We start from the raw sequence: 25105 nt of genomic DNA on the forward strand, positions 1-25105 counted from the left end.
CGCTTCGGCAGCCTGGAGATCCTGTGTTCCCCGAGCGAAACCCAGAAAAGGACCGGTGTGCCATGAGCGTTGACTTCGCCACCTTCGACCTGACCGAACTGGCCGTGCTGGACGCCGCCGACGTCGCCGCCCCCGCGGACACGGCCGCGCTGCGGGCCTCCCACACGGCGCGCTTCCTCGACGACATGGACGACCTGCTCGGCAAGCCGGGCATGGAGGTCGTGGGTCCCATGTGCTGTTCCTGCGTCACGAGCGCCTCGTGCTGCTGCTGCAGCCAGTGACCCTGCCCCATCCTCGACGCCTCTGGCCCTGAGGCAGGCGTCCCCCCTTGCCCGGCAGCGCCGGGCCGGCCCCTGCGTGTCCTTGCTCCAGCTCACTGGAGGCGGGGCATCGCGTGACACCTGGAGTCACCATCAGTCGATTCGGACCAGGTCAGGCCACCCACTCAGAAGAATTGCCGGCCGGTTGCCCACAGGGCCCGGCCGGCCTCGCGGACACCGTCATGGTGCGCGTCAACCCGCTGCCCGGCCGCCGCCTGGGCACCGCCGACCTGACCGCGGCGATCACCGCGCTGACCGAGGCCGAGCAGCTGTGCGCCGCGCTGGGCGACGCCGCCTGCGCCGAGCTGTTCGACCTCGCGGCGAGGGCCACCGGGCGCGAGCTGCGGCCTGTCCTGGAGCTGAAGCGCGCGGTCTACAACCAGCGCTCCCCCAAACCGTCGGCCGCCGGACGCGGTTGGCCCGCTGCGACCAGTGCGTGGCTGGCGGCCCGGCAGCGCGGCGACCTCGCTCGCAGCGTGCTGACCACGGGCTACGAAAGCTGCCTGGCCGAGGAACGGGCCGCCCTGGCCGAGGCGGTCGCGGCCGAGCCCTTCCAGTTGTCGCTGGCTCTCAGCTCGCCCGGGGTCCTCGCGGCGGTGCGCCGCTACGCGCGCTCCGCCGGCCGCCCCTCCAAGCAGGACCGGAAGTCGGAGCGGGGCATTCTGCAGCACCTGGCCCGGGCCATGGTGCGCACCTCGCCGCTGGCCCGGTTCACCGCGGTCGGCTTCGCTTCCTGGTCCGAGCAGGGCACCGCGCTCGACCGGGTCACCTTCCAGCGCCGCCGGGCGCACGCGATCCTCTCGCTGGACCGGGCGCTGTTCTCCGCCCTGGTCGAGGGTCTGCTGCCGACGGACGGCGTTCCGGGGGCGGTGACCGGCGTCCCGGGAACGGTGAGCGCCGTCGCGGGGGCGGTGACCGGCGTCCCGGGAACGGCGACCGCCGTCGCGGGCGCGGCGACCGGCGTCCCAGGCACCGTGACCGACGTCGCAGGGACGGAGCCCACCGTGCGGCGCAACCCCTCACTGCGCAGCACGCAGGACGCCGTGCGCTTCCGCCGGCGCGACGGCTCGCAGATCCGGGTGCTCTCCACCCCGCTCACCCCTCAGCTGGTGACCCTGCTGGACCTCCTCGCGCTGGGGCCGGTCGCGCCCGCCGGGCTGAGCCGGGCGCTGGCGGATCGTCTGCGGTGCACCGCCCAGGAGGCCGCGCAGATGGTCCGGGCCGCGCGCGAGGCCCAGATCCTGGTGCCCGGACCGGTCCTGGACGAGCAGGCGGCGGACCCGCTGCCGGCCGCCCGGGACCTGCTGTGCGGGCTCGACCCGGTCGCGGCCGCGCAGGTGGCCGAGGTGGCCACCTCGCTCGCCCGCCTGCCCCAGGCCACCGTGGCGCAGCGGGTGGCCCTGCTGAACCGGCTGGATGCGGCGCAGGAGCGGCTGACCGAGCGCGGCAGCCGGCCGGGCCGGCTGCGGGTCAACGAGGATTACGTGCTCGACCCGATCGAGGTCGCGGCCGGTGACCACCGGCAGGCTCTCGGCGACCTGGCCCGTGTCGCGGAGTTCGCCGCGCTCTTCGACCGCCATCACGAGCTGCGGGCACTGGCGTGCTCCCTGTTCGTGGAGCGCTTCGGTCCCGGCGCCTCGGTCCCGCTGGTCGACCACGCCGCCGGCCTGGTCGAGGCGCTGCGATGCGGCGAGGCCCGGATCGGCGAGCCAGGCGGGGAGGACGGCCCGCGCGACGGTTCGACGGCCCAGTTGCTGAAGCTGCGCGCGACCGCCGTGCGGACGATCGCCGAGCGGATCGCCCGCCACCGGGCCGAGCAGCCGCAGGCCGAGGAACTGGCGCTGGAGCCGGGCCTGCTGGCCGAGTTGGCGTCCGCGCTGCCCGAGCGGTTCCGGCGCTCCTCGGCCTCCTACGGGCTGGCGGTCCAGCCGGTCGCCGGCAGCCGGCTGGTGCTGAACGGCTGTTTCCCGGGCCACGGCCTGCTCGGCATGCGCTTTCTCGGTGCGGACCGCGATCTCGGCGGCCGGGCAGCCGAGTCGATCGCCAAGCGCGCCACCGCGCTCTTCTCGGCGGACGGCGTCGAACCGTGCGAGGACCGCGGGCTGCACGGATTCAACATCAACCACCGGATCCCGCTCCTGGAGCGGACCGTCACCCCTGAGGGGTGGCTCGGGATCCGGCTGGCGCACGACCCCGTCCGGGACGAGCTGGTCCTGCTGGACGCGGCCGGCTCGCGGGTGCGCCCGGTCACGCTGGGCATGCGCTGGCAGGAGCTGCACCCGGCCCCGCTGCGCATCGCCATGCTGCTGGCCGACACGAGCCCGGTGGCGGTCGACTCCTTCGGCTGGGAGAAGCCCCCCGCGGCGGACCCGCCGCACCGCACCGTGGCCACACCCCGGCTGACGGTGGGCCAGGTGATCCTGCAACGCCGCCGCTGGTATCCCGGGGCCGACTTCCCCTGCGCTCCCGCCCCCGAGGGGGCGGCCGAACACCTGGTCGACCTCACCGCCTGGCGGGCGGTGCACCGGGTCCCGGCCGAGATCGTGATCAAGACCGGCCCCGACCCGGCAGCCCTCGCCCGCGCGCTGGCGAGCGGCAGCTATCCGGAGCACCAGCGGGCACAGAAGCCGCAGTACGCCGATCTGGCCAGCGCACTGACGGTCCGGGCGCTGCCCCGGTTCCTGGACCGCCGCTCGCCCTCCAGTTACCTGGAGGAAGCCCTGCCGGGGGTCCACCGGGGACGCCACGCCGTCGAATGGGTCATCGAGTTCGACCGCCCCGCCGGGGCCCGATTCCAGTTGAGGACGTCATGCGAGTGAAGCTCCGTCCGGACGCGCACTGCGCCCCGGTGCCGCAAGGGATCCACTGGAGCCGGGGGGAGCGCTCGTTCGTGCTGTCCGGTCCGCCGGCTCTCTTCACCGTCGTCGACGACCAGCTCGGTGCCCTGCTCGACGGTACGAGCGTGGACGAGATGGTGGCGGCCACCGGGGACGAACGGTCCCGGCCGGTCCTCGACCACATCGTGCGCGCCCTGGTCGCCCAGGACGTGCTGATCGACCTGGACGCGGTGGACGGCCCGCTCCCGGACCGGCGCAGCGCCAAGGAGCACGCCGCCCTGCTCGGCTACCTGGAGTCGAACTGCGCCGAGCCGTACCGGGCCTTCGCCGCGGTGCGCGCCGCCCGGGTGGCGGTGGTCGGCGCCGGGCCCGGGGCCGACGCCGTGCGGCGCGGGCTGGCCGCCAACGGCACCGGAGAGACCACGGAGCTCTCCGCCTCCTCGGGGCACGCCGCCTCCCCGACGGTGGTGGTGCTGATCGACGACGTCGACGCCCCGCTCGACCTGCTCGCGGCCTCCTCGCTGCTGGCACCGGGCACTCCCGTGGTGCCGGTGGCCGCAGGGCCGGCCCTCGCCCTGGTCGGGCCGGTCTGCACCGGCCCGGCGCAGCTGCGGGCCTTCTCGGCCGTACGGGCCCGCGCCACCGACTGGCAGCTGACCGGGGTGGACTCCGCGGCACCGCGCCCGATCAGCGCGGTGCTGGCCGGGTCGCTGGCCGCCCAGTGCGTGCTGGCCCACCTGGCCGGCATCGAGGACGGCGCGCGCACCGCCGTGGTGGTGCACGGCCACGCGGTGCAGACCACGCCCGTTCCGGTACCGGAGGCCGAGCCCGGACCGGCCTGGCGCCCGCTGGATCCCGCCGAGGTCCTCGGGGAACCCGCGGAGCGCCCCGACCCCGACCCCGCCGCCCCGGCGTCCACCGACGCCCCGGCGTCCGCCGACGCGCGGGAGTTCCAGCTCGACGCCGCACTCACCGCCCGGTGGACCGGCCTCGCCCGCTGGGGCCGTGACCTCGACCTCCCGCAGCTGCCCGTCAGCCTGGTCACCGCCCAGCTGGTCCCCGGCCCCGGGCCCTCGGCCGCCACCCCCTCCGAGGCCCTGGGCCCGCACGTCCTGGGATGGGGCGAGAACCGCGCCGCCGCCGGCCTGACGGCCGTGCTGACCGTGCTGCGCCGACGCGCCGCCGAGGAGCGGCCCGAGAAGTTGACCGAGGAGTGGCCCGGGGAGTGGGCCGGGGAGTCGACCAAGGAGTGGGCCCGGGAGTCGACCGAGGAGTGGGCCGGGCAGGGCAACGCCGGGCTGATTCCCGCGGCCGGGCTCACCCCGGCCCACCTCCTGGTGGACGGCCTGCTGCGGCAGGCCGGGCAGGACGCCCTCGCCCGACCCGCCGGCGCGCCGCTGGCCTGGGAGGACGTCGAGGGCATCACCGCCCGCACGCTCTGGGGCCTGCTGAGGGACTTCTTCGGCGTCCCCGCCGCGTTGCGCCCGCACACGGCGACCGGCCTGGACTGGCAGCTGGTCAGTGTGACGGACGAGCTCACCGGCGAGGTCCTGGCCACCCAGTGGGGCCCGCGCCTGGCCTCGGCCGGCTACGCGGCCCTGTTCGCCGCCACCGCCCACGCCCAGTTCCAGGCGGCCGCGCGGACCGCACCGCAGGCACCCGTCCTGCCACCGGACCCGGTCGGGACGTGGGCGCTGGAGTCCGCCTCGGACCGCCAGGTGCACGACTGCCTGCGCCAACTGCTCGCGCGGGCCCAGGCCATGGGGCTGCACCCAAGGGCTCAGCAACTGTTCCACGACGCGAGTGCCGGCGAGCTCGCACCGGCCTGCGGCTGGGTGACCCTGGTATGAGCGCGCGGATACTGCCGGGCCCGGGCGCGCCGACCGACCTGCTGGAGCTGCCCTGGCACGAACACCCGGACGCACCGCACGAACCGCTGGTCGCCGTCGCCGCAGGCTACGACGCCCGCTGGGAGCGGCAGGCGCTGGCCGTCGCCCGCGAGCAGGGCAGCCCGCTGCTGTCCGTCCGGGCGACCTCGGCGGAAGTCCTGATCGGGCCGCTCTGGATCCCTGACGGTACGTCGGCCTGCGCCGGCTGCGCGCAGATCCGCGACGCCGACCGGGAGGCGGACGGCCACGCCCACAGCCCGACCCCTCCCCCGGCGCGGCCACCGGCGTCGACTCCGCGGCCCGCCACCCCGATCCACGCGCCCGCCCTCGGGCAGCTCCTCACCGAGCTGCTCCGGCACAGCCGGCCGCTGCTCGCCCCCGGCGAGCTGCTCGCGCTCGCCGCCGACGGCGTCCTGCGCCGACACCGGGTGGCACCCAGCCACCGCTGTGCCGTGTGCGCGGGCGGCCCGGGCCTGCGGGTCGGCCGGCCCTTGGAGCCGCCACCGCCCCGTCCACTGCTCCCCCGTCCCACCCGCGCCCCGCTGCCCGACCGCGGCGAGCCGCCGTTCGGCCTGGACCCGGACCGGATGCGCGCGGCGTTGGCCGACCCCCGCTACGGACCGGTGCTCGGGACCCAGCGGATCCGGCCGGTCGCCATGGCGATGACCGAGACCCGCCTGCTCGGCGCCACCTTCGCGGGCTTCGGCCGCGGATCGACCTACCGGCAGGCCGAGGCCGTGGGCTGCCTGGAGGCGTACGAGCGCAGCGGCGGCTACCCGCACGTCGCCCCGCTCGTGCGTGACGCCACCGCGCGCCAGTTGGGCGAGCGCGCGATCGACCTCGCCGGGCTGGGCCACCACACCGCGCGACAGCTGGCCTCGCCGCTGAGCAGCCTGCGGCCCGTGGACGACGACACCCCGATGGACTGGGTGTGGGGCCACCCGCTGGACGGCGGCGCACCGTTGCTCGTCCCGGCCGAGCTCGGCTTCTACCAGTACAGCTACCCCGCCCTCTCGGAGGCGCCCGAACACGCCGGACGAAAGCGCTACTTCCACGAGTCCTCCAGCGGCTGCGCACTCGGCGGCAGTTACGAGGAGGCCACCTTGCACTCGCTGCTGGAGCTGGCCGAGCGGGACGCCTTCCTGCTCGCCTGGCACCGCCGCCGGCCACTGCCCCGGATCGACCCCGGGGAGATCACCGACCGCGAGTGCCTGCTGCTGATCCGGCAGATCGAGGACCAGGGCCACCAGGTCCACCTCCTGGTCGCCACGGTGGACCTCGCGATCCCGGTGGTCTGGGTGCTGGCGCTGCGCGAGGACGGCCGGATGCCCGTCAGCTTCAGCGCCGCCGGGTCCGGTGCCGACCCGGTGGCCGCCGCCAGGGCCGGCCTGTGGGAGCTGTCCCAGATGGTCGGCGCCGGAGTGGACTGGGACGTCGAGGCGTCCCGCCCGATCACGGCCGACCCCTGGCTGGTCGCCGAGATGCCCGACCACCACAAGCGGTACGCCTACCCCGAACTGCTGCCCCGGATCCAGGAGATGCTGGGCGGACCGGTGGTCGGCCCGGCGGAGGCCTTTCCCGGCTGGCCGGACGTCTTCACCAGCGCCGCCCGCGGCGACGTCACGCGGGCCCTGCGCTTCGTCGCGGAGCTGTTCCGGCAGGCCGGCCTGGATCGCATCGTGGTGGTGGACCAGTCCACGCCCGAGCACACCGCGGCCGGGCTGTCCGTCGTCAAGGCCGTGGTCCCCGGCATCCTGCCGATGTGCTTCGGCCAAGCGCAGCAGCGCCTCGCCGGGATCCCCCGGCTGGCCGCCGCCATCACGGACGCACAGGGCACGCCGCCGCGCGACGAGGACTTCCCCTTCGATCCCCACCCCTTCCCCTGAGGCGGCGCCACCGATGACGACGACCACCGATGTCCGGCTCTTCGCCTACCGCCAGGGCCCGTTGCGGATCGGCCTGGCCGAGCTGGCCCCGGGGAGCGACACCGAACCCACCACCTCGACCCTGCCCCCGGCCCAGGCCCGCGGCGCCCAAGGACGCCCGCTCCCGGCCGGCACCCACCGGCTGCTGGCCGGCGCACGGTACCCGCAACCGCTGCCACCCGACGCCCTCGCCGCAGTGGCGCCGGGGGACCTGGCGGGCCACCTGCTGCTCTGCGCCCTCGGCCTGCAGCGGCGCGAACCCTCCCACCAGTTCAACGACCACCGCGCGATCGCCTCGGTGCGCAGCAAGTTCCCCGTGCACGCCTTCGTGCTGGCACCCGACGGATCCTTCGCCTACCTGGACGTCTACCGGCACGCGCTGGTCGACCTCCCGGACACCGTGGCCGCCGACGGCGATCTCGCGGACCTGCTCCCCGCCCCCGGGGACCTCACCGTGCTGCTGGCCGCGCGCCACACCGACCTGCCGGTCAAGTACGGCCGCCTGCGCTGCGCGCTGAGCCTGCTGGAGCTGGGCATCAACCTGCGCGCCCTGCACACCGCCGCCGACCTGCTGGACGTCCCGCTGCGGCTGCGGTCCGACGGCGCGGTCACCGCCGCCGCGGTCCGTCTGCTGGACCGCAGCGGTCCCGGGGCCTGGACCCCGCCCCTGGTCGTGACCCTCGAAGGCGCAGGTCCGCTGCCGTCCAGCCGCCCGCTGCCCAGCGCGGGCACGACCGGCACCCCGCAGCACGAGGAGGAGTGCGCGCTGCTGCGTGAGCAGGCCCGGCACGACTCGGTCCGGGAGGCGCAGGAGGTGACCGCACCGCTGGCCGGGCTCTCCTGCGCGGCAGCCGAACCGGTCCGCAGCGTGCCGGACCACCGCGTGCCGGACCACCACGTGCCGGAGCTGTCGGCACGTGAGGTGGCCGCCGTGCGGCCCAGCTGGGCCGAGACCCTGGGCAACCGGTCCGCCGGGCGGACCCGGGGCGGCCTGCCGGGCTTCTCCGCCAGACCCACCGTGCTCGGTGAGGACTGCCTGCTCGACATGCTCGCCTGGCTCGACCGCCCGGCACCGGGCCCGCTGCTCGCCGAAGTGGGCCGCAGGGTACGGACCCGCGTCGTGCTGCAGCGGATGGCCGGGCTGCCCACCGGCCGCTACGCCGTGACACGGGGGCGCGTGGCGTGCGAGCAGCAGGACCCGGGCCTGATGCAGCAGTTCGCGGACGCGTTCGGCTACCCCCTGCTGCCCACCATCGACTGCGGCCTGCGCCACGCGAACGCGGTGTGGGTCTTCTCCGCCGACCTCGACAAGATCCTGGAGGAGTTCGGGCCGGCCGGCTGGTCACTGCTCCAACTCTGGTGCGGCTGGGCCACGCACGGGCTGACCACCGCCGCCGCCGGGCACGGCCTCTTCGCCCGCCCGGCCCGCTCCTTCGGCGAGTTCTGGCTCCAGCGGACCCTGGACCTGCCCCGCTCGACGTTCCCGGTGTTCACCGTCATCTGCGGCCGCTCCCGCTTCAGCGAGCCGATGCTGGACCTGCGGGTCTGAGCACCGGGCCGGGCGCTCTGCCATCAGAGTGACGGCGGCGGCGCTGGGCACGCGAGGGTCAGAGCCGCGTGGCCGCACGGATCACCACCGGGTATGACAGGACACCGTGTCGGTATTGGCTGCGCCGCTCCTCGGCGCGCGACCATCGACGGGACGGGCGAAGCGACGTCCGCGATATCCGGCTCGGCAGGAAGAAAGCCACAGACATGAACGCACCCTCGGCATCACTGCCCGGCGGCACCTGGACCCTGGGCGATCTGACCGTCCCCCGCTTCGGCTACGGCGCCATGCAGCTCGCCGGCCCCGGGGTCATGGGCCCGCCCGCCGACCACGACGGCGCGCTCGCCGTCCTGCGCGAGGCCGCCGCCCTCGGGATCACCCACATCGACACCGCCGGCGCCTACGGACCACGCGTCACCAACCAGCTGATCCGTGAAGCGCTGCACCCCTATCCCGCCTCGCTGCACATCGTGACCAAGGTCGGCGCGGTCCGCGATCAGCAGGGCGGCTGGATCCCCGCCCGGCAGCCCGAGGACCTGCGCCGCGCCGTCCGCGAGAACCTCGCGGACCTCGGCCTCGAATCGCTCGACGTGGTCAACCTCCGGCTCGGCGACGCCCTCGGCCACCAGCCCGGCTCGATCGCCGAGCCCTTCGAGGCCCTCGTCGAACTCCAGCAGCAGGGCCTGATCCGGCACCTCGGAGTGAGCAACGCGACAGCGGAACAGGTCGCCGAGGCGCAGGCGATCGCGCCGATCGTGTGCGTACAGAACATGTACAACCTCGCCTACCGCCAGGACGACGAGCTGATCGACGATCTCGCCGCCCAGGGCATCGCCTACGTGCCGTTCTTCCCGCTCGGCGGCTTCACCCCGCTGCAGTCCACGGCACTCTCCACCGTGGCCACCCGGCTGGATGCGACGCCGATGTCGGTCGCCCTGGCCTGGCTGCTGCGGCGGTCGCCGAACATCCTGCTCATTCCCGGCACCTCGTCAGTGGCCCACCTGCGCGAGAACGTCACCGGCGCGGGACTCCCGCTCTCCGACGAGGAGCTCGCCGCGTTGGACAAGATCGGCCACTAGCGGACGGGCGGGTACTCCCCGGCGGTTCCGTCGCAACTCACCTGCACGGCATGGCTCGCCGGCCTCGGGGCCGGGGAGCACCTGCCGAGCCACTGCTCGGCACCCCAGGCCTGGTACCGCTCGACCTCGGTGAACCCCAGCTTCGCCGCGAGACGCATCGAGCTGACGTTGGCGCTCTGGGTGGCGAGCACCACCGGCTCGCCGGGAAGCGCGCCGGCGAGCCAGCCGAGTGCCGCCGCGCACGCCTCGGCGGCGTACCCGGATCCCCACGCCCGCGGCAGGAACAGGTAGCCGAGATCGGCCTTCCCCGCGGCAGCCGGGCGATGGTTCTCCGCTGCCCTCCTGAGCAGGATCTGGCCGATCATCGCCCCGTCGAGCTCGACGACGAAACTCCCGGGCCACCGCTCGGGCACCGCTGACAACTCGCGCTCAAGCTCGTCACGCGGCCGGGGGCCGCCGAGGTAGGTGTGCACCTCCGGCGAGGCGAGCAGCTCGATGAACGCCGCACGGTCCCGAGCCTCGGGCTCACGGAGCACCAGCCGCTCGGTCCTGATCGGCTCAGGCGGCCAAACAACGGGTAGCAGATTTTCCATCCGCGCAGGCTAACACGTGGTCAAACCAACCCGACCGGCGTCCCGCTGCTGCCGGTCCTTTCGATCCGGCCGCCGGCCCGCTAGCGTTGGCCCAGGACCGGGACGGCGCCGAGTGTGGCCGCCCTGACCCCGGCCTGGAACCGGCTCGATGCACCCAACTGGTGCAGGATCTCCGCGATATGACGTCGACACGTCCGCAAGGAGATCCCCAGCCGCCGGGCCACCGTCTCGTCCTTGGCCCCCTCGGCGAGCATCCGCACGATCCGCTGCTTGAGTTCCACCTCGGTGCCCGGGATCGGCACCGACTCCGCCGGGTGCGCCGCCTGCGCCCGGGCGGCCTCGAAGAACAGCACCAACTGCCGTACCACGGAAGGATTCTGGACCACAGTGACGTGCACGGCGTCCGGTGCGGGGATCAGCGCCATGGCCTCGTCGATGATGAGGACCTCGTCCAACTCCGTCCAGACCGTCCGGACCGTCCTGACCAGGCAGTTGTCCTCCCCCGACGCCGTCTCCTCCGGGCTCACCGGGCAGCTGAGCAGCTCCCGCACGGACAGCCGGGGCGACGGCCGGACCACGCCCCGTGCCCTCAGCCGGTCCAGGAACGCCGAGTCGGACGAGCGGACGTGCCGGACGTGCCGGACACCCTGCGTATCCCCGGCGAGCACAGCCACCACCAGGCCGACAGCCTCCTCGCACGACAGCGTCGCCGGGCAGCCCTGCTCCCGGAGCCGACTGCTCTCGCTGCTCCCGCTCCGCTCGTTCTGCTCGTTCTGCTCGGTCAGGGACCGCACCTGTGCCTGCGCCAGGGCCAGCTCGGCCTGCCACCGCTCCAATTGGCCGGACAGTCCCACCAACAGCTCGGCGACCGCCGCAAGGGGGCCCGCGGCCTCGACGGTGGAATCGATGTCACTGGTCATCTGCGGCCCTTCCTCACGCGTCCCCGCGAACCGGTCACGACGGCCGGCCAACGTGCGGCCTCCGCAACGATCTCAGCCGTGCGCGACGATCACATGGGTGCTGAGCCCCCAGGTTCCGCGGTGGATGCCCGTACGGACGAGCGAGTGGGGATCGGGCGCGGACGGCGACCTGAAAGGCCCCTGAGTGTCTCCCAGGAAATTTTCATCCAGGCGCAACCGGCCGGGCCCTCCCCCGTGTCCTCTCCCCCGAGTACGCACAGCCGGGCCCCGGGCAGAGGTGGCCCATCGGCTGTCCCAATGATCCGGGGGGATCCATGCGCACGCGCTTCCTGTTGACGGTTTCCGCTTCCGCGCTGCTGGCCGGTCTCGGCCTGACGGCCTGCGGTTCCAGCTCCGCGGCCGCCCCGGCGAAAGCCGGCGGGGCCGCGCCGGTGTCCGCCACACCCGTGTCCGCCGCACCCGTGTCCGCCGCACCGATCGCGGGCCAGTCCGCGGCGCCGGGGTCCGCCACACCGGGGTCCACCACACCGGTCGCGGGCCAGTCCGCCACCACACCCGCCAGGAGCACGGCTCCGACCTCCGCCACACCGGCCGGGGCCACGGCGCCGACGCGCTCCGGCGGCCCGCAGGGCGCCAAGTGCGCCGCACAGAACCTGAAGTGGACGCTCACCAATCTCGCCGATGCGGGCACCACCACGAAGGACCCGGCCAACGCCGAACTCGTCGCCCTCAACTCCGGCTCCGACAGCTGCACCCTGGCCGGCTACCCGAAGGTCGAGTTCCACGTGGGCAAGGGGCCACAGGCCCTCGGGGTCGGGACGGGCACCCCTGCTCCGGTGACACTGGGCGCGGGCAGGAAGGCAGTGATCGCCCTGCGCTACTCCGAGCTGAACGGCAAGGGCCCGGACAGCGGCAACTGCCTGGTCACCGCCGGTTCCGCCGATGTGACCGCGCCGGGTGACGAGACCGTGGTCCGGGTCCCGGTGGTGGACCAGAGCGGCAAGCCGGCCCAGATCACCATCTGCGGCGACGAGGTCCGGATGAGCCCGCCCGTCGCCCGGTAGGCCCGATGGACACCGACGCGTCATCCCCTCCGTGCAAACCCCGCGTCGATGAGACCTCCCCTGGTGATGCGGCAGGCGAGTTGGAAGAGTCCCGGGGGGAGGTCGGCTCGACGGCCCAGCGGGCAGGGTGCGGGGGCGCGTGGCGCGGGCAGCCTCGCATAGGCTGCCGTCTCCATCCGACCCATCGCGACGAGGATCAGCCCATGCGCAGCCGCACCAGGATCCGCCTGATCGAGTCCACCGACGCCGCCCTGATCGCCGCGCATCGGGCGCGGGACGTCGAGGCCTTCCGGCGGTGGGAACCGGCCCAGCCGGCCGAGTTCTTCACCCCGGAGGGCCAGGCGGAGCGGATAGACCGCCTGCTGGCCGGATACCGGGCCGGCACGGTCTGGCCGGGCGTCGTGCTCGCCGACGGCCAGGTGATCGGGCAGGTCACCGTCGGAGGCATCCTCCCGCAGCCGCACCTGCGCCGTGGCACCATCGGATACTGGATCGCCGGCGTCGCCCAGAACCAAGGGCACGCCGGGCACGCCGTCGGGCTCGCACTGCGGGTGATGACGGACGAACTCGGGTTGCACCGCGCCGAAACGTCCACCAACCTGGAGAACCTGCCGTCGCAGCGGGTGCTGCGCCGCAACGGGTTCACTCCGTACGGCGTCGCGCACTCCTCGATCTTTCTCGACGGGAGCTGGCGGGACGGGCTGCTGTGGGAGCGGATCCTCGACGACCAGTGCTCCGACCGCACAGGTTCGGCAGGTTGATTCGGTCGGGACAGGTCCAGCAGTCCAAGTAGCCTCGCCCCATGGTGGATCAACCGGAGCCCGGGCGAAGCACACTGGTCCACTTCGCCGCTGAGCGCGGCGGCCACCGCACGCTCCGCGGAGGTGAGCGCCCAACACGCACACCACCTACTCCTCTCGGTCCACGCGGGCGGCGCTCGCACGTTGTGCGAATGGTCCCGTCACGTCGGGACCTGGAGTGCGGGAATCGTCAGGTTTCGGTGTCGAGTTGGATGTGCTCGATGGAGTTGTCCAGGAAGGCGGCCAGGTCCTGGGCTTCGGTGTGGACGGCTTCCTGTTCCAGGGCGGTGAGGGGGCGCAGGGGACTGATGTGGAGTCGGTGGTCGCGCACGGTCCAGGTGGCGGTGACGCGTCCGTCGACAAGGACGGTGCGGTGGCCTGCGACGGACAGACCGAGGTGGGGGGCATCGATGATGCGGCTGCGGTCGTGGTAGCCGAGGATTGCGTTGTCGAAGGCCGGAAGGAACCGGACGGGGGCCGGGGTGTCGGGGTGGGGGCGGGGTGCGTCGGGCAGGTCGAGCAGTTCGCGGCCGCGTTCGTCACGGAAGACGACGAGTTCTTCCCGTGCGGCTCTGATGGCGGCAGGAAGGCCGGCGAGACCGCACCAGGCACGTACGTCCGCGCTGGCTGCGGGCCCGTACGCGGCGAGGTAGCGGCGCAGCAGTTGCTGTCCGACGGGATCACTGCCGTCGGCGGGCACGGGGTCGATGTCCCGTTGCAGCCAGGTACTCAACGGCAGGTTGCGTACGCCGGCGGTCTGGTGCCACAGGCCACGGGGCGGGAGTTGGGCCATCGGGATGAGGGCTGCGACGAGCAGCTCGCCCAGGACACGGCGTGGTGGGCCGGGCCAGCGGTCTTCGAGAGCCTGTACGAGCTCGGCCATGGTGCGGGGCCGCCGGTCGGCCATGACCGCGCGGCCGGCGGCGGCGACCTCGTCCATGTCGATGCCGGCCAGTTCGCGCCGGTAGGTTCCCAGCACTCGCTGGCGCAGCATGGTGTCGTGGCGGGCTCGCCAGGTGAGCGCGTCGTCGGCGGTGACCAGGTGGACGGTGCGCCGCATCAGGTGGGTGCGCACCACCACGCGGCCGGTCAACGCATCGTCCAGCTGCTCGGGTTCGAAGTCGGACAGGCGGGACCACAGCCCGGTGAAGGGTTCCTGAGGATCCTGCGCCTGCAGGCCGCACAGATGGGCCACCGCTTCCGACACGGATTTGTCGCTGCGCCCGAGCAGGTGCTGGCGGGCGAGGGTGGCGCGGTTGAGGGTACGGGCGTCAAGGACAGTCATGGCATTCTCACGTGTGGGCACTGACGTCGATGCCGGTCCGTCCCGGCTTCCGTATCCTCACAGTGGCCCGTTTCCTTCCGCTGCTGTCCATCGTCGGTGCCTGCGCCGTCCGGGCCGCCCGTGTGGTGGCGACGGCCCGGACGGCGCAGGCGTGTCAGGTCGGTCGGTCGGTTCAGCCGTTGTACGGAGCGGTGACGTCCAGGACCCAGGTGACGCCGAAGCGGTCGGTGAGCATGCCGTACAGCGGCGCCCACTGCGCGGGCTCCAGCGGACTCACGATGGTCGAGCCCTCGGCGAGCCTGCCCCACAGGGCGCGGATCTCCTCGGTGCCGTCGCCACGCACGGAGACGAAGAACGCGTTCTCGCCCTGGTTCCAGGGCAGCTGCGAGGGCACGTCGTAGGCCATGACGTGGAAGCCGTTGCCGCCGACCACCTCGCCCCACATCACCCAGTCCGCCTCGCTCTCGTTCCGCACGGCGCCGGCGTCCTTGTAGGTGACCGCGACAGTACGTCCACCGAAGACGGACTGGTAGAAGTCCAGTGCCTCACGTGCGGTGCCCCGGAAGTTCAGGTGAGTGGTGGTCGTGACGGACATGACCTGCTCCTTGCCTTGATGTGACACATGTGCGCCGTCGGCCGTCAATGCCGAGCGGCGGCGGCTGCCCTGACCAGGGGTCATGCCCCCCGAGCGGCTCTTATGCCACGATGGCAGAGGTAGAGGACAGGTTGTGTCCGGTACTCAAGGAAGTATGGGTGTCATGCATAAGACGTCCGCCCGGCTGCTCGCGCTGCTCTCGCTCCTTCAAACGCCCCGTGACTGGTCCGGCGATGATCTCGCCGAGCGTCTCGGCATCACCTCGCGCACCGTGCGCCGTGACATCGACCGCCTACGCGAACTCGACTACCCGATCACGACCGTCAAAGGACCGGCCGGCGGCTACCGCCTGGAGGCCGGCACTCACCTGCCGCCCTTGCTGTTCGACGACGAGCAGGCCGTCGCCCTGGCCGTCGCGCTGCGGACCGCGGCCGCCGGCACCACCGTCGCCGAAGACGCTTCCCGCGCGCTGGCCACCCTCCGCCAGGTCATGCCGCCCCGCCTGCGCCACCGCATCGACCTGTTGCACGTCACCGCCGTCCAACCGCCCGCGGCGGCCGGCGAAACCCCCCAGGTCGACGCCCAGGTCCTGATGGACCTGAGCCGCGCCATCCACGCCCACGAGGAACTGCGCTTCGACTACGCCCCGGGGCCGAGCACCTCGGCCGATGACGCCCGCCGCGTACACCCCCACCATTTGGTCACCTGGCGTCATCGCTGGTACCTGGTGGCCTGGGACCTCCACCGCGAGGACTGGCGTACCTTCCGCGTCGACCGGATCCGGCCCCGCACACCCACCGGCCCCCGCTTCACCCCGCGCGACCTCCCCGGCGGCACCGTCTCCACCTTCGTCACCAGCCGGTTCCGCGGCAACGACGGCACCACCACCGACTGGCCCTGCCGAGGCGAAGTCATCCTCCACCTCCCGGCCGCCGACGTCGCGCCCTTCGCCCAGGACGGAATCGTCGTGGAACTCGGTCCCCACCACTGCCGGCTCATCCTCGGCTCCTGGTCATGGACCGGACTCGCCGCCGCCATCGGCCGCTTCGACACCGCTATCGAGGTCATCGGCCCGCCCCAACTGGCCACCGCCTTCGGTGACCTCGCCACCCGCTACGCCCACGCCGCCCACGCCACCCACGCCACCGGACCGGAGACCGTCGCGGCACGCTGAGAACGGAACTCGCCACGCTAAACCGTCCCGTCTCCTCATCGACGGTCGTTCCCGACGAGGCGAGGGCGTCGGCGGCGCCGGCGTCACCGACGACTCCATGCTCTCCATGGCCCTGCACCTGCGCGAGCAGGAGTCGTCATCACCGCGAAGTCCGCCGGGCGCAGGGTCTTCGGCCTCGCCACCGCAGGCGTCCGTCTCGCTTGACCTCTTGCGCGTCAGTCCGGCAGCCAGTGCAGCTCGTGCGCCAGGGTTTTGGCGACGGCACGGATGCGGCGGTGCAGTGGTGACTGCTCGCGTGGGAGGACCAGGTGGATCGTCAGGCTGGGCGCGCCTCGCAGTGGTCGCCAGGTGAGACCGGCCGGTTGTGCCGTGGCCGCGGCTTCTCCGGCCGGGGCGAGGGTGACCCCGTCGCGCAGGTCGCGCTGAGACATGTCGAAAGAGACTGCGGGCGTGTGGAATCGGGGGTGTGGTCGGGTGTCTCGGAACAGTGCGGACAGCTGATCGTGGATCACGGGGTTGGCCGCACGGTCCGGGAGTCGCAGCGGATACGCGGCCGCGTCGGCGATCTCGATCTCCGGGTGTTCGGCCAGCGGATGGTGCTGCGCCAGCTGGACCCCGATGCGCCCACGCCGCAGCAGGAACCGGCGCACGCCACGGCCCGGCTGTTCACCGCGGGTGATCCCGGCATCGATGCGGCCGTCGGCGACCGCGGGGGAGATCTCCGGTGTCGCCATCGGGACCGCGCCGACCTCGAGTCCGCTGTTGCCGCGAATCAGTCTGTCCACCAGGGCCGGTGCCGTCTCGGCCCCGGTGCTGAGGCTGTATCCGATGCGCAGCGTGCCCAGTTCACCGGCCGCCGCGCTCCGGGCGGTGTCCCATGCCCGGTCCAGCGCCGCCAGCGCGGGCGGCGCGGACTCCGCCAGAGCCGCACCGGCCGTGGTCAATACGACGCTACGCGTGTTGCGGACCAGCAGGGCCGTACCGAGTTCCGCCTCCAAGCGGCGCATCCGGGCGCTGAGTGCGGGCTGTGCGATGCCGATCCGTGCGGCCGCGCGGGTGAAGTTCAACTCCTGTGCCAGCAGCAGGAAGTACCGCAGGCTCACCGTATCCGGCGCCACATGCCCTCCCTGCCGATTGATAACGATCCGTTCTGAGTCTATCCCGTACCGGTCTTTCCCTCGACCGCACATCACGCCCTAACCTGCGCATATGACGATTCCACTGACCGCAGTACCCGTCGCCGGGATCGATCGATCTGAGTGTCCATTCGAAGTCGGACGTGTCCGGCCGAACACAGGAGGCTTCCATGGCCAAGGGCTACTGGGTCAGTGTCTACCCCGCCATTTCCGACCCTGAGAGGCTGACTGCCTACGAGAAGCTGGCCGGTCCGGCTGTCCGGGCTGGGGGCGGGCGCCTCCTGTCCCGTGGCGGTCGAGTCGTCGCCCACGAGGCCGGAATCACGCAACGCGTCATTCTGATCGAGTTCGACAGCTTTGAACAGGCCGTCGCGGCATACGAGAGCGAGGCATACCAGAAGGCGCTGGTGGCCCTCCCCGACGGCGTCGAGCGCGACTTCCGCATCATCGAAGGCATCGACTGACCGGCGGGCCCAGCCATCGCTGAGCATCCGTCACCTGATACCCAGATGGAACCGAACGTCGCCAAGGTGGCGATCTGATCGATCGAGGTCGTCATGCCGTCACCTCCAGGAGTGGCTGGACCGCGCAAGGTCGGCGTATGTCCTGGAGCGCGGCTCTCGGCTACAGGAGGACGAGCAGCTTGGTGTCCGGCACCAACTTCCGATTGACGGAGGTCGATTGGACGAACACGGTGTACGACGGGTTGTCGCCCGGCTTCACGGCGACCTCCGACTCCGGCAGGCCGAGGAGCCGGCGGGCCGCCGGGCCCGAGAACACCCTGCCGGTCATCCGGCCGGTGGTCAGGTCCTTCTCCGCCACGGCGAGTTGCTTGTTGCCCTGGATCTTCTCGCGCTTGGACAACTCGTAGAAGGCGCAGCCGGTCGTGTACGTGTGCCCGGCGCGGGTGACGAAATCGCGGATCGGCGTCGGCTCGTCGACCGGGATCAGGATGTACGTGCCGGTGTCCAGGGCATCGAGATTGGCCTTCACCTCGGCGGTGCTCAGATCCTGGCCCATGGCGAACAGGTTCCTGGTCCCGCGCACGCCCTTTTCGCGGCCCCGCAGGAAGCTCGTGGCCGCCGCCTTGACGGTGCCGATGGCCTCCTCGACGCCCTTGCTGGAGTCGGCGTCCCAGATCGCGATGTTGCCCGCCGGGAAGCCGTACTCCTGAGCGGTGCGCTTGGCCAGGGAGTTCGGGACCAGGATCGCCGAGGTCCAGTGGTCGGGGAGGTTGTCCATGGCGCCCTGGATGCGGCCTATCCACTTGCGCAGGACGGCGGTGCCCCGGTTGCCGGCCATCCGGGTGTGCATCTGGCCGCTCTCCGAGAAACCGGAGGCGTTCTCCTCGCCGTCGGTGACGACGACCTGGAGGAAGGAGTGCTCCCCGTATTCCTCCCAGATGTTCTTCAGGTCGTCGATGGATTTCACGGCCGCCTCGATCAGCGCCGTCGCACCATTGTTGACCTCGTAAAGGCCCCGCAGGGACGGCAGGTGCTTGACGTCCATGTCCCAGACGAGATTCCTGACCTCGTGATTGAAGGCGTAGAGGCTGATGCGGGTCTCGTGGCCGAGCCGGTCGGACTCCTCCTGCAGGCCCTTCACGAACTCGTCCACCACGCGAATGAGTTGCGCTTCGTGCCTGTGCATCGAGCCGGAATTGTCGACCACGAGCGAGACGTGATTGACCTTGTGCTTGATCCTGTTCGCAGGCATGGCCGTACCCCTTTTCCCAACGCTCTTCTTGACGCCTTTCCGGCGCCCCCTCCGACGTTGGTTCCACACTATGGTGGGGCACTGACAACGCGTTCCGACCGGGTTTCATCGATGCCGACCACCCGTCAGGTGCACCTGTCAGAAGTAGTGGCTCCGCTCACAGGTCGTGGTCCACCACCGGCGCGGCTGATTGTCCGTCGCTCGCCGGGGTAATCAACCCTCTTGGCGCGAGCGGCGCAGTCGCCGGCCGCCGCGCCCCGGCCGCGAGAGTCGCGGCCCGCTCCGACGGAAGGTTTCCGATGTCCGAGGTTGTGCACCCCGCCCGCGCCCTGTGGTGGCTGTTCGAGCCGATCCACTCCGTGACCTACTTCACGCCCGAGGGCCGCGAAGCCTTCGAGTCCGCCGGTCTGCGGGGCTTCTGGCGCGGCTACTTCGCAGGACGCTCCGCTCCCCTGGGCCAGGTGGAGGCGACACCGGTGATCGCTGCCTTCTTCAACTTCGCCCCGGTCATGGTCGAACGAGCGCTGCCGGAGATCTGGCAGTCGGCAGACCCGGACGCCGCCCTCAAGGCCCGGCTGGAGGGCTCGACGGCCGCGCTGGAACGGGTGCTGGACACGGTCGACCCGGAGTCGATCGAGCGCTCGGCCGATCTGCTGGAGCGCGCGCTCGACCAACTGGACTGCGGCGGGCGGGTGCTGGCCGCCGCCAACGCGGCGCTGCCGCGTCCTGAGGGCCACCTCGCCCGCCTGTGGCACGCCGCCACGGTGCTGCGCGAACACCGGGGCGACGGCCACGTGGCGGCGCTGGTGGCCGAGGGACTCGACGGCTGCGAGGCCCTGGTCGTCCGCTGTTCGCTCGACATCCCGCGCGAGACGCTCCAGCCGATCAGGGGCTGGAGCGACCAGGAGTGGGAGGCCGCCACCGCACGGCTGGCCGAGCGCGGGTGGCTGCGCCCCGACGGCACGATCAGCGCCGAGGGCAGGGCCCGCCACGCGACGCTGGAGGCCGCCACGGACCTCTGCGCCTCCCGCGTCTGGGCGGGCTTCGAGCGGCGGGAGCTGGACCAACTCGCCGCCGCGCTGCGCCCGATCGCGACCCGCTGTCGGGCCGAGCTTCCGTCGGTCAACCCGATCGGCCTCCCGACCACCGGGTGAGGTGACGGAGCGCTCGACGACGCGCTCCGGCCGTAGCGCCCAGGTCGCGAGCACACCCCACTGCCGGAGCGGCGCCGGGATTCCCCGGCGGGCAGTGGGGGCGTGGCGCCGGGGGCGCCGGCGGCCCGGAGAGTCGGCGGCGCTGCCCTGGTCGTTGGTCGATCCCGCTACCGGTGACCGGCTGTGGCGAGCTGGGCGCCCACGGCTCTGCGTGGATCGAGCAGGGCCAGGCGGTGGGCGTCGGGACTTGCGGGGTCGGCGGTGCCGACCAGGAGGTACTGGCCGGGTGCGTCCTGTACCTCGAAGGTCTGGTAGGCGAGGGTCAGCCGCCCCGCCCGCGGATGATGGAAGGTCTTGGTCCTGCTGCCCAGCCGGCCGACGTCCTGGCGGCTCCACAGCACGGCGAACTCCTCGCTCTCGGCAATGAGTTCATCGATCAGGGCGGCCGTGCGGGGGTCGTGCCGCTGATGGCCGTAGGCCAGCCGCAGCGCGGCGACGGTGTCGCGGGCCACGGCGTGCCAGTCGGCGAACAGCTCCCGGGCCGCGGGATCGCAGAACAGCGAGCGGACCATGCCGCGCGGGTCCGCGAGTGGGGAGAGCAGGGCGTCGGCCAGGGCGTTCGCGGCAAGGATGTCCAGGCGCCGGTTGACCACGTAGGCCACCGCCGCCGGGAAGGAGTCCATCAGCCGCAGGAGCTCCGTTGCGACCCGCTCCTCATCCGGGCGGGGAGCCTCGGGTCTCGGTACGAGTCCGGCCAGGCGGTAGGCGTGCCAGCAGGCGTCGGAGTCCAGGTGCAGGGCCCGGGCGAGGGCGTCGAGGACCTGGCCGGAGGGATGCCGTTCGCGGCCCTGCTCCAGGCGGGCGTAGTAGTCGGCGCTGACTCCGGCCAGGACGGCGACCTCTTCGCGTCGCAGTCCGCTGACCCGGCGGGCTCGCGAGAGGGGAAACCCCACATCGGCCGGGCTGAGGCGGGAGCGCCGCGCCAGCAGGAATTCACCCAGTTCGTTGCCGCTCATGTCCGGATCGTACGTCGCCCGTTCCTGGGAGTGCCGCACCCCGGAAGACCCGTCCTGCCGCTTGCCCACGATCCGGCACATGCTGGTGGGACCGGCCGACGGACGAAGGGCAGCAGCACATGGTGACCGAGCAGCAGGTACGCGCCTGGGTCGAGGGATACGTGCGGGCCTGGACCACCAGCAGCAGGAAGGACATCGCCGCGCTGTTCACCCCGCGGGCCGAGTACCACGAATGGCCCTACGAGACCGACTGGGTCGGCCGTGAGGCGATCATCGACGGCTGGCTCGGCCGCGTACCGTGGCAGGAGGGCGGCTGGGACTTCGAGTGGTCCCTCCTCACCATCAACGGGGACACCGCGGCGATCGAGGGCACCGGCCGCTACAAGGCACTGGGGACCTTCGCGAACCTGTGGACCGTGACGTTCGACAAGAACGGCAGGTGCACCATGTTCCGCATGTGGAACAACCAGGTGTGAAGGTCGGTTTCCCGGACGCCGGCCTCCGCTGGACGTGCGGCGTCCACCGTTCGGCCCCGGTGGCGGTTGATCGCTCCTCCCCCGCCCGGCACTCGGGCTCAGGGGCGCGGGATGTTGCGCAGGTTGCTGCGCGCCAGGTCGACCATCCGGCCCACCCCGCCCGCCAGCACGGTGCGCCCCGCCGCCAGCGCGAAGCCCTTCAGCTGGGCGGCCGTGATGTGCGGCGGGATGGAGAGCGCGTTCGGGTCGGTCACCACGTCCACCAGGGCCGGCCCGGGGTGTGCCAGTGCCTCCGCGAGCACCTCGCGCACCCGCCGGGGCTCGGTGACCCGCCAGCCGCGCACCCCGGCCGCCTGGGCGATGGCCGCGTAGTCGACCGCGCCGTTGTCGATCTCCGCCTCGGGGTAGCCGCTGACCAGCATCTCCAGCTTGATCATGCCGAGCGCGCCGTTGTTGAAGACCACGGTCTTCACCGGCAGCTGGTACTTGCTCAGCGTCAGCAGCTCGCCCAGCAGCATCCCGATCCCGCCGTCGCCGGACATCGAGACCACCTGGCGACCGGGCGCGGCGAGTTGGGCGCCGATGGCGTGCGGCAGCGCGTTGGCCATCGAGCCGTGCAGGAAGGAGCCGATCACCCGGCGGCGCCCGTTCGGGGTCAGGTAGCGGGCCGCCCAGACGTTGTTCATGCCGGTGTCCACGGTGAACACCGCGTCCTCGGCGGCCACTTCGTCCAGCACCGAGGCCACGTACTCCGGGTGGATCGGCAGGTGCTCGGCGATCTCCCTGGTGTACGCGCCGACCACCGACTCCAGCGCCTTGAGGTGCTTGGCCAGCAGTCCGTCCAGGAAGCCGCGGTCGGACCTGGGCCGCAGCCCGGGCAGCACCGCCCGCAGCGTGGCGGCCACGTCGCCGTGCACCGCGAGCTCCAGCGGCGTGCGGCGCCCGAGCCTGGTCGCGTCGTGGTCGATCTGCACGGTACGGGCCTGCGGCAGGAAGGAGTCGTACGGGAAGTCGGTGCCGAGCAGCAGCACCAGGTCCGCCTCGTGCAGCGCCTCGTGACAGGCGCCGTAGCCGAGCAGTCCGCTCATTCCGACGTCGTACGGGTTGTCGAACTGGATCCACTCCTTGCCGCGCAGCGAGTGCCCCACCGGGGCCAGCAGGGCGCCGGCCAGCTCCATCACCTCGGGGTGCGCCCCGCGCACCCCCGCGCCGGCGAACAGCGCGACCTTGTGGGCCCCGTTCAGCAGGCGGGCCAGCTCGGCCACCTGGGCGGGCGGTGGGGTCAGCACGCCGCGCTCGGTGAGGAACGCGCCGCTGCCGGTGGGGCGGGCCGCGGGCAGCGCGGCCACGTCGCCGGGGAAGACCAGCACGGAGACACCGCGCGCGCCGAGCGCGTGCTGCACCGCCACCCGCAGGAGCCGGGGCAGCTGCGCGGGGCTGGAGACCATCTCGCAGAACCCGCTGCAGTCGACGAAGACCCGCTCGGGGTGGGTCTCCTGGAAGAACCCCGTGCCGATCTGCGCGGACGGGATGTGCGAGGCGAGGGCGAGCACCGGCAGGCCGCTGCGCTGGGCGTCGTAGAGGCCCTGGATCAGGTGGGTGTTCCCGGGGCCGCAGGACCCCGCGCAGACCGCGAGCCGCCCGGTCAGTTCGGCCTCCGCCGCGGCCGCGAAGGCGCCCGCCTCCTCGTTGCGCACGTGCACCCAGGAGATCCCCTCGGTGCGGCGGATCGCGTCCACCACGGGGTTCAGGCTGTCGCCCACCACGCCGTAGACGCGCTCCACGCCCGCCTGCCGGAGCACCTCGACCATCTGCTCGGCCACACTGCTCGCCACCACGCACCACCTGTCCGTCGATTGTCCGTCGATCCGCCGGTCGGGCCCGGGGCGCGATCGGCGCCGGGCTGACCCAGTGTCGGCCGGGCATCGGTGCCGCACCAGTGGGCGACACGCGGCTCGGCGGCCGTCACAGCGTCAGAAGTCCCAGGTGCCGCAGCGGCACGCCGCGTAAGTATGAAGATCCCATGGTGCTACCAGGGGGCCTGATACAACACACGGGACCCGGGTGTCGACGGGACGATCGAGGGACACCCGCCACTGCCATCGCCACGTCACCTCCCAGGTCGGGCACGCCCCGGCCCGGAAACGCGTGTTCGCCATGGCCCTCAGTGGAGGACGGGGACTTGCCCGCATGGGGACGGCCCATCGGCCGCGACGAATCCGCACGGCTGCACTCCGGCACGCGGCGCTCCGGCACCCGGCGGCCCGGACTGCTGCACGGCGCCCTGCGCAATCCGAACTTCCGGCGCTACGCCACCGGCCAGGCGGTCTCGAACACCGGAACGTGGATACAGCGGGTCGCCCAGGACTGGCTCGTCCTCAAGCTCACCCACGGGGACGGAACGGTCCTCGGCATCACCACGGCGCTGCAGTTCCTGCCGCTGCTGCTGCTCGGCGCCTACGGCGGGGTCATCGCCGACCGCTACCCCGGACGCCGGATCCTGCTCACCACCCAGGCCACCCTGGGCGCGCTGGCACTGACCCTGGGACTGCTCACGATCAGCGGCACCGTGACGCTGGGCAGCGTCTACGCACTCGCCCTGGCCGTGGGCCTGACCCTGGCCGTCGACCAGCCGACCCAGCAGGTGTTCATCGCCGAGGCCGTCGGCGCCGACGACCTGCCCAACGCCCTGGCCCTGAACAGCACCGCCTTCAACCTCGCCCGGATGACCGGCCCCGCACTGGCCGGCCCGGTCATCGGGCTCTTCGGCATCGGCCCCGCGTTCCTCCTCAACGCCCTGTCCTACGCCGTCGTCCTCGCCGCCCTGCTGCGCACGGACACCGCCACCCTGCACACGCGACCGGCCGCCGGGGCCGCCGGCGGTGGGCTCCGGGTGGGGCTGCGCTACGTCCGCGACCACCCGGACCTCGGCCTCCCGCTGCTCCTGGTCGCCTTCGCCGCCGGATTCGGCATGAACTTCCAGATCACCACCGCGCTGATGGCGACCAAGGCGTTCCACGCCCGGGCCGGAACCTTCGGCCTGGGCCCCACCGCCCTGGCCCTCGGCGCGGTCGCCGGCTCGCTGATCGCGGCCTGGCGACGACCGCCCTCGCGGCACGACCTGGTGGCCTTCGGGGTCGCCTTCGGTCTCCTGGAGACGGCGACCGCCCTGATGCCCTCGTACCCGTCCTTCCTGCTCCTGCTCCTGCCGACCGGGGCGACCATGCTCCTGCTGATGAACGCCGCCAAGACCCGTCTCCAGCTCGGCAGCGCCGACGAGATGCGCGGGCGCGTGATGAGCGGCTACGCACTCGCCTCACTCGGCACGACCCCGCTGGTCGCGCCGTTCATCGGCTGGCTCTCCCAGCAGTCCGGTGCCCGCGCCGGCCTCGCCGTCGGCGGGCTGGTGTCGGTCGCCGCGGCCCTGGCCGTGGGCGCCGGCTACCGGCGCCTGAGCGGAGCCCAGGGCAGGGCCCGCGGGTGGGGCAGGTGGCCGAGGCGCGCCAGCGGCGAGCTCCCGGGCTGAGCGGCGTTCACGACTTCGCGCGGCAGGCCTCACGCAGCGAACGGCCCGGGA

The 25105-nt window shown here is 72.7% G+C and carries 21 protein-coding genes; 13 read left to right on the forward strand and 8 right to left on the reverse strand.

The genetic code is table 11. The features are described 5' to 3' along the window. The first annotated feature begins 62 nt into the window (after positions 1–62). The 6 genes from ACFZB9_RS07425 (at position 63) to ACFZB9_RS07450 (ending at position 9599) form a co-directional block, all read left to right on the forward strand. Positions 63–281, forward strand: a complete 219-nt coding sequence (locus tag ACFZB9_RS07425) for a hypothetical protein (RefSeq protein ID WP_391444520.1) — start codon at positions 63–65, stop codon at positions 279–281. A 221-nt stretch (positions 282–502) separates the two neighbouring features. After that, complete coding sequence (locus ACFZB9_RS07430; protein WP_391444522.1) at positions 503–3139, forward strand: hypothetical protein; 2637 nt, start codon at positions 503–505, stop codon at positions 3137–3139. After that, on the forward strand, positions 3130–5007 hold the full coding sequence (locus ACFZB9_RS07435; protein WP_391444523.1) for a hypothetical protein: 1878 nt from the start codon (positions 3130–3132) through the stop codon (positions 5005–5007). Before ACFZB9_RS07430 ends, ACFZB9_RS07435 begins: the two co-directional genes overlap by 10 nt. Then, complete coding sequence (locus ACFZB9_RS07440) at positions 5004–6932, forward strand: TOMM precursor leader peptide-binding protein (protein ID WP_391444526.1); 1929 nt, start codon at positions 5004–5006, stop codon at positions 6930–6932. Before ACFZB9_RS07435 ends, ACFZB9_RS07440 begins: the two co-directional genes overlap by 4 nt. A 13-nt stretch (positions 6933–6945) precedes the next feature. Next, positions 6946–8520, forward strand: a complete 1575-nt coding sequence (locus ACFZB9_RS07445; RefSeq protein WP_391444528.1) for a hypothetical protein — start codon at positions 6946–6948, stop codon at positions 8518–8520. Between the two features lie 206 nt (positions 8521–8726). Then, a complete protein-coding gene (locus ACFZB9_RS07450; protein WP_391444529.1) occupies positions 8727–9599 on the forward strand; it encodes an aldo/keto reductase family oxidoreductase in 873 nt (290 codons plus the stop codon). Here the strand turns inward: ACFZB9_RS07450 and ACFZB9_RS07455 are convergent. After that, positions 9596–10192: a GNAT family N-acetyltransferase gene (locus tag ACFZB9_RS07455; RefSeq protein ID WP_391444531.1), complete on the reverse strand. Its 597-nt coding sequence runs from the start codon at positions 10190–10192 to the stop codon at positions 9596–9598. The genes ACFZB9_RS07450 and ACFZB9_RS07455 overlap by 4 nt on opposite strands. An 80-nt stretch (positions 10193–10272) precedes the next feature. After that, positions 10273–11112, reverse strand: coding sequence for a helix-turn-helix transcriptional regulator (locus ACFZB9_RS07460; RefSeq protein WP_391444533.1), 840 nt, complete (start codon positions 11110–11112; stop codon positions 10273–10275). A 314-nt stretch (positions 11113–11426) separates the two neighbouring features. Here ACFZB9_RS07460 and ACFZB9_RS07465 point away from each other — a divergent pair, with 314 nt between their 5' ends. Both ACFZB9_RS07465 and ACFZB9_RS07470 read left to right on the forward strand, forming a co-directional pair. Beyond that, entirely contained in the window at positions 11427–12176 is a 750-nt protein-coding gene (locus ACFZB9_RS07465) for a DUF4232 domain-containing protein (protein WP_391444535.1), read from the forward strand. Positions 12177–12379: 203 nt separating this feature from the next. Beyond that, entirely contained in the window at positions 12380–12937 is a 558-nt protein-coding gene (locus tag ACFZB9_RS07470; protein WP_391444537.1) for a GNAT family N-acetyltransferase, read from the forward strand. A 229-nt stretch (positions 12938–13166) separates the two neighbouring features. Here ACFZB9_RS07470 and ACFZB9_RS07475 read toward each other — a convergent pair whose 3' ends face one another. Continuing rightward, on the reverse strand, positions 13167–14261 hold the full coding sequence (locus ACFZB9_RS07475) for a winged helix DNA-binding domain-containing protein (protein WP_391444539.1): 1095 nt from the start codon (positions 14259–14261) through the stop codon (positions 13167–13169). Positions 14262–14433: 172 nt separating this feature from the next. Beyond that, on the reverse strand, positions 14434–14856 hold the full coding sequence (locus ACFZB9_RS07480) for a VOC family protein (RefSeq protein ID WP_391444541.1): 423 nt from the start codon (positions 14854–14856) through the stop codon (positions 14434–14436). Positions 14857–15019: 163 nt separating this feature from the next. Between ACFZB9_RS07480 and ACFZB9_RS07485 the strand changes: the two genes are divergently transcribed. Then, entirely contained in the window at positions 15020–16030 is a 1011-nt protein-coding gene (locus tag ACFZB9_RS07485) for a helix-turn-helix transcriptional regulator (RefSeq protein ID WP_391444543.1), read from the forward strand. A gap of 215 nt (positions 16031–16245) precedes the next feature. On the opposite strand, the gene ACFZB9_RS07490 is transcribed toward ACFZB9_RS07485, so the two are convergent. Beyond that, entirely contained in the window at positions 16246–17220 is a 975-nt protein-coding gene (locus ACFZB9_RS07490) for a LysR family transcriptional regulator (RefSeq protein ID WP_391445173.1), read from the reverse strand. A gap of 116 nt (positions 17221–17336) precedes the next feature. On the opposite strand from ACFZB9_RS07490, the gene ACFZB9_RS07495 reads away from it, so the two are divergent. Beyond that, a complete protein-coding gene (locus ACFZB9_RS07495) occupies positions 17337–17630 on the forward strand; it encodes a DUF1330 domain-containing protein (protein ID WP_391444545.1) in 294 nt (97 codons plus the stop codon). Between the two features lie 160 nt (positions 17631–17790). On the opposite strand, the gene ACFZB9_RS07500 is transcribed toward ACFZB9_RS07495, so the two are convergent. After that, positions 17791–18882, reverse strand: a complete 1092-nt coding sequence (locus ACFZB9_RS07500; protein ID WP_391444547.1) for a vWA domain-containing protein — start codon at positions 18880–18882, stop codon at positions 17791–17793. A 299-nt stretch (positions 18883–19181) separates the two neighbouring features. On the opposite strand from ACFZB9_RS07500, the gene ACFZB9_RS07505 reads away from it, so the two are divergent. Continuing rightward, positions 19182–20036: a hypothetical protein gene (locus tag ACFZB9_RS07505; RefSeq protein ID WP_391444549.1), complete on the forward strand. Its 855-nt coding sequence runs from the start codon at positions 19182–19184 to the stop codon at positions 20034–20036. A gap of 167 nt (positions 20037–20203) precedes the next feature. On the opposite strand, the gene ACFZB9_RS07510 is transcribed toward ACFZB9_RS07505, so the two are convergent. Further along, positions 20204–21052, reverse strand: a complete 849-nt coding sequence (locus tag ACFZB9_RS07510) for a helix-turn-helix domain-containing protein (RefSeq protein WP_391444551.1) — start codon at positions 21050–21052, stop codon at positions 20204–20206. A gap of 119 nt (positions 21053–21171) precedes the next feature. Here ACFZB9_RS07510 and ACFZB9_RS07515 point away from each other — a divergent pair, with 119 nt between their 5' ends. Further along, entirely contained in the window at positions 21172–21528 is a 357-nt protein-coding gene (locus tag ACFZB9_RS07515; protein WP_391444553.1) for a nuclear transport factor 2 family protein, read from the forward strand. A 98-nt stretch (positions 21529–21626) separates the two neighbouring features. Here ACFZB9_RS07515 and ACFZB9_RS07520 read toward each other — a convergent pair whose 3' ends face one another. Then, entirely contained in the window at positions 21627–23366 is a 1740-nt protein-coding gene (locus tag ACFZB9_RS07520; RefSeq protein ID WP_391444555.1) for a pyruvate dehydrogenase, read from the reverse strand. Positions 23367–23710: 344 nt separating this feature from the next. Here ACFZB9_RS07520 and ACFZB9_RS07525 point away from each other — a divergent pair, with 344 nt between their 5' ends. Further along, on the forward strand, positions 23711–25054 hold the full coding sequence (locus ACFZB9_RS07525) for an MFS transporter (protein ID WP_391444557.1): 1344 nt from the start codon (positions 23711–23713) through the stop codon (positions 25052–25054). Positions 25055–25105 lie beyond the last annotated feature (51 nt).

The sequence above is a fragment of the Kitasatospora sp. NPDC008050 genome (assembly GCF_042957465.1).
GTDB lineage: Bacteria > Actinomycetota > Actinomycetes > Streptomycetales > Streptomycetaceae > Kitasatospora.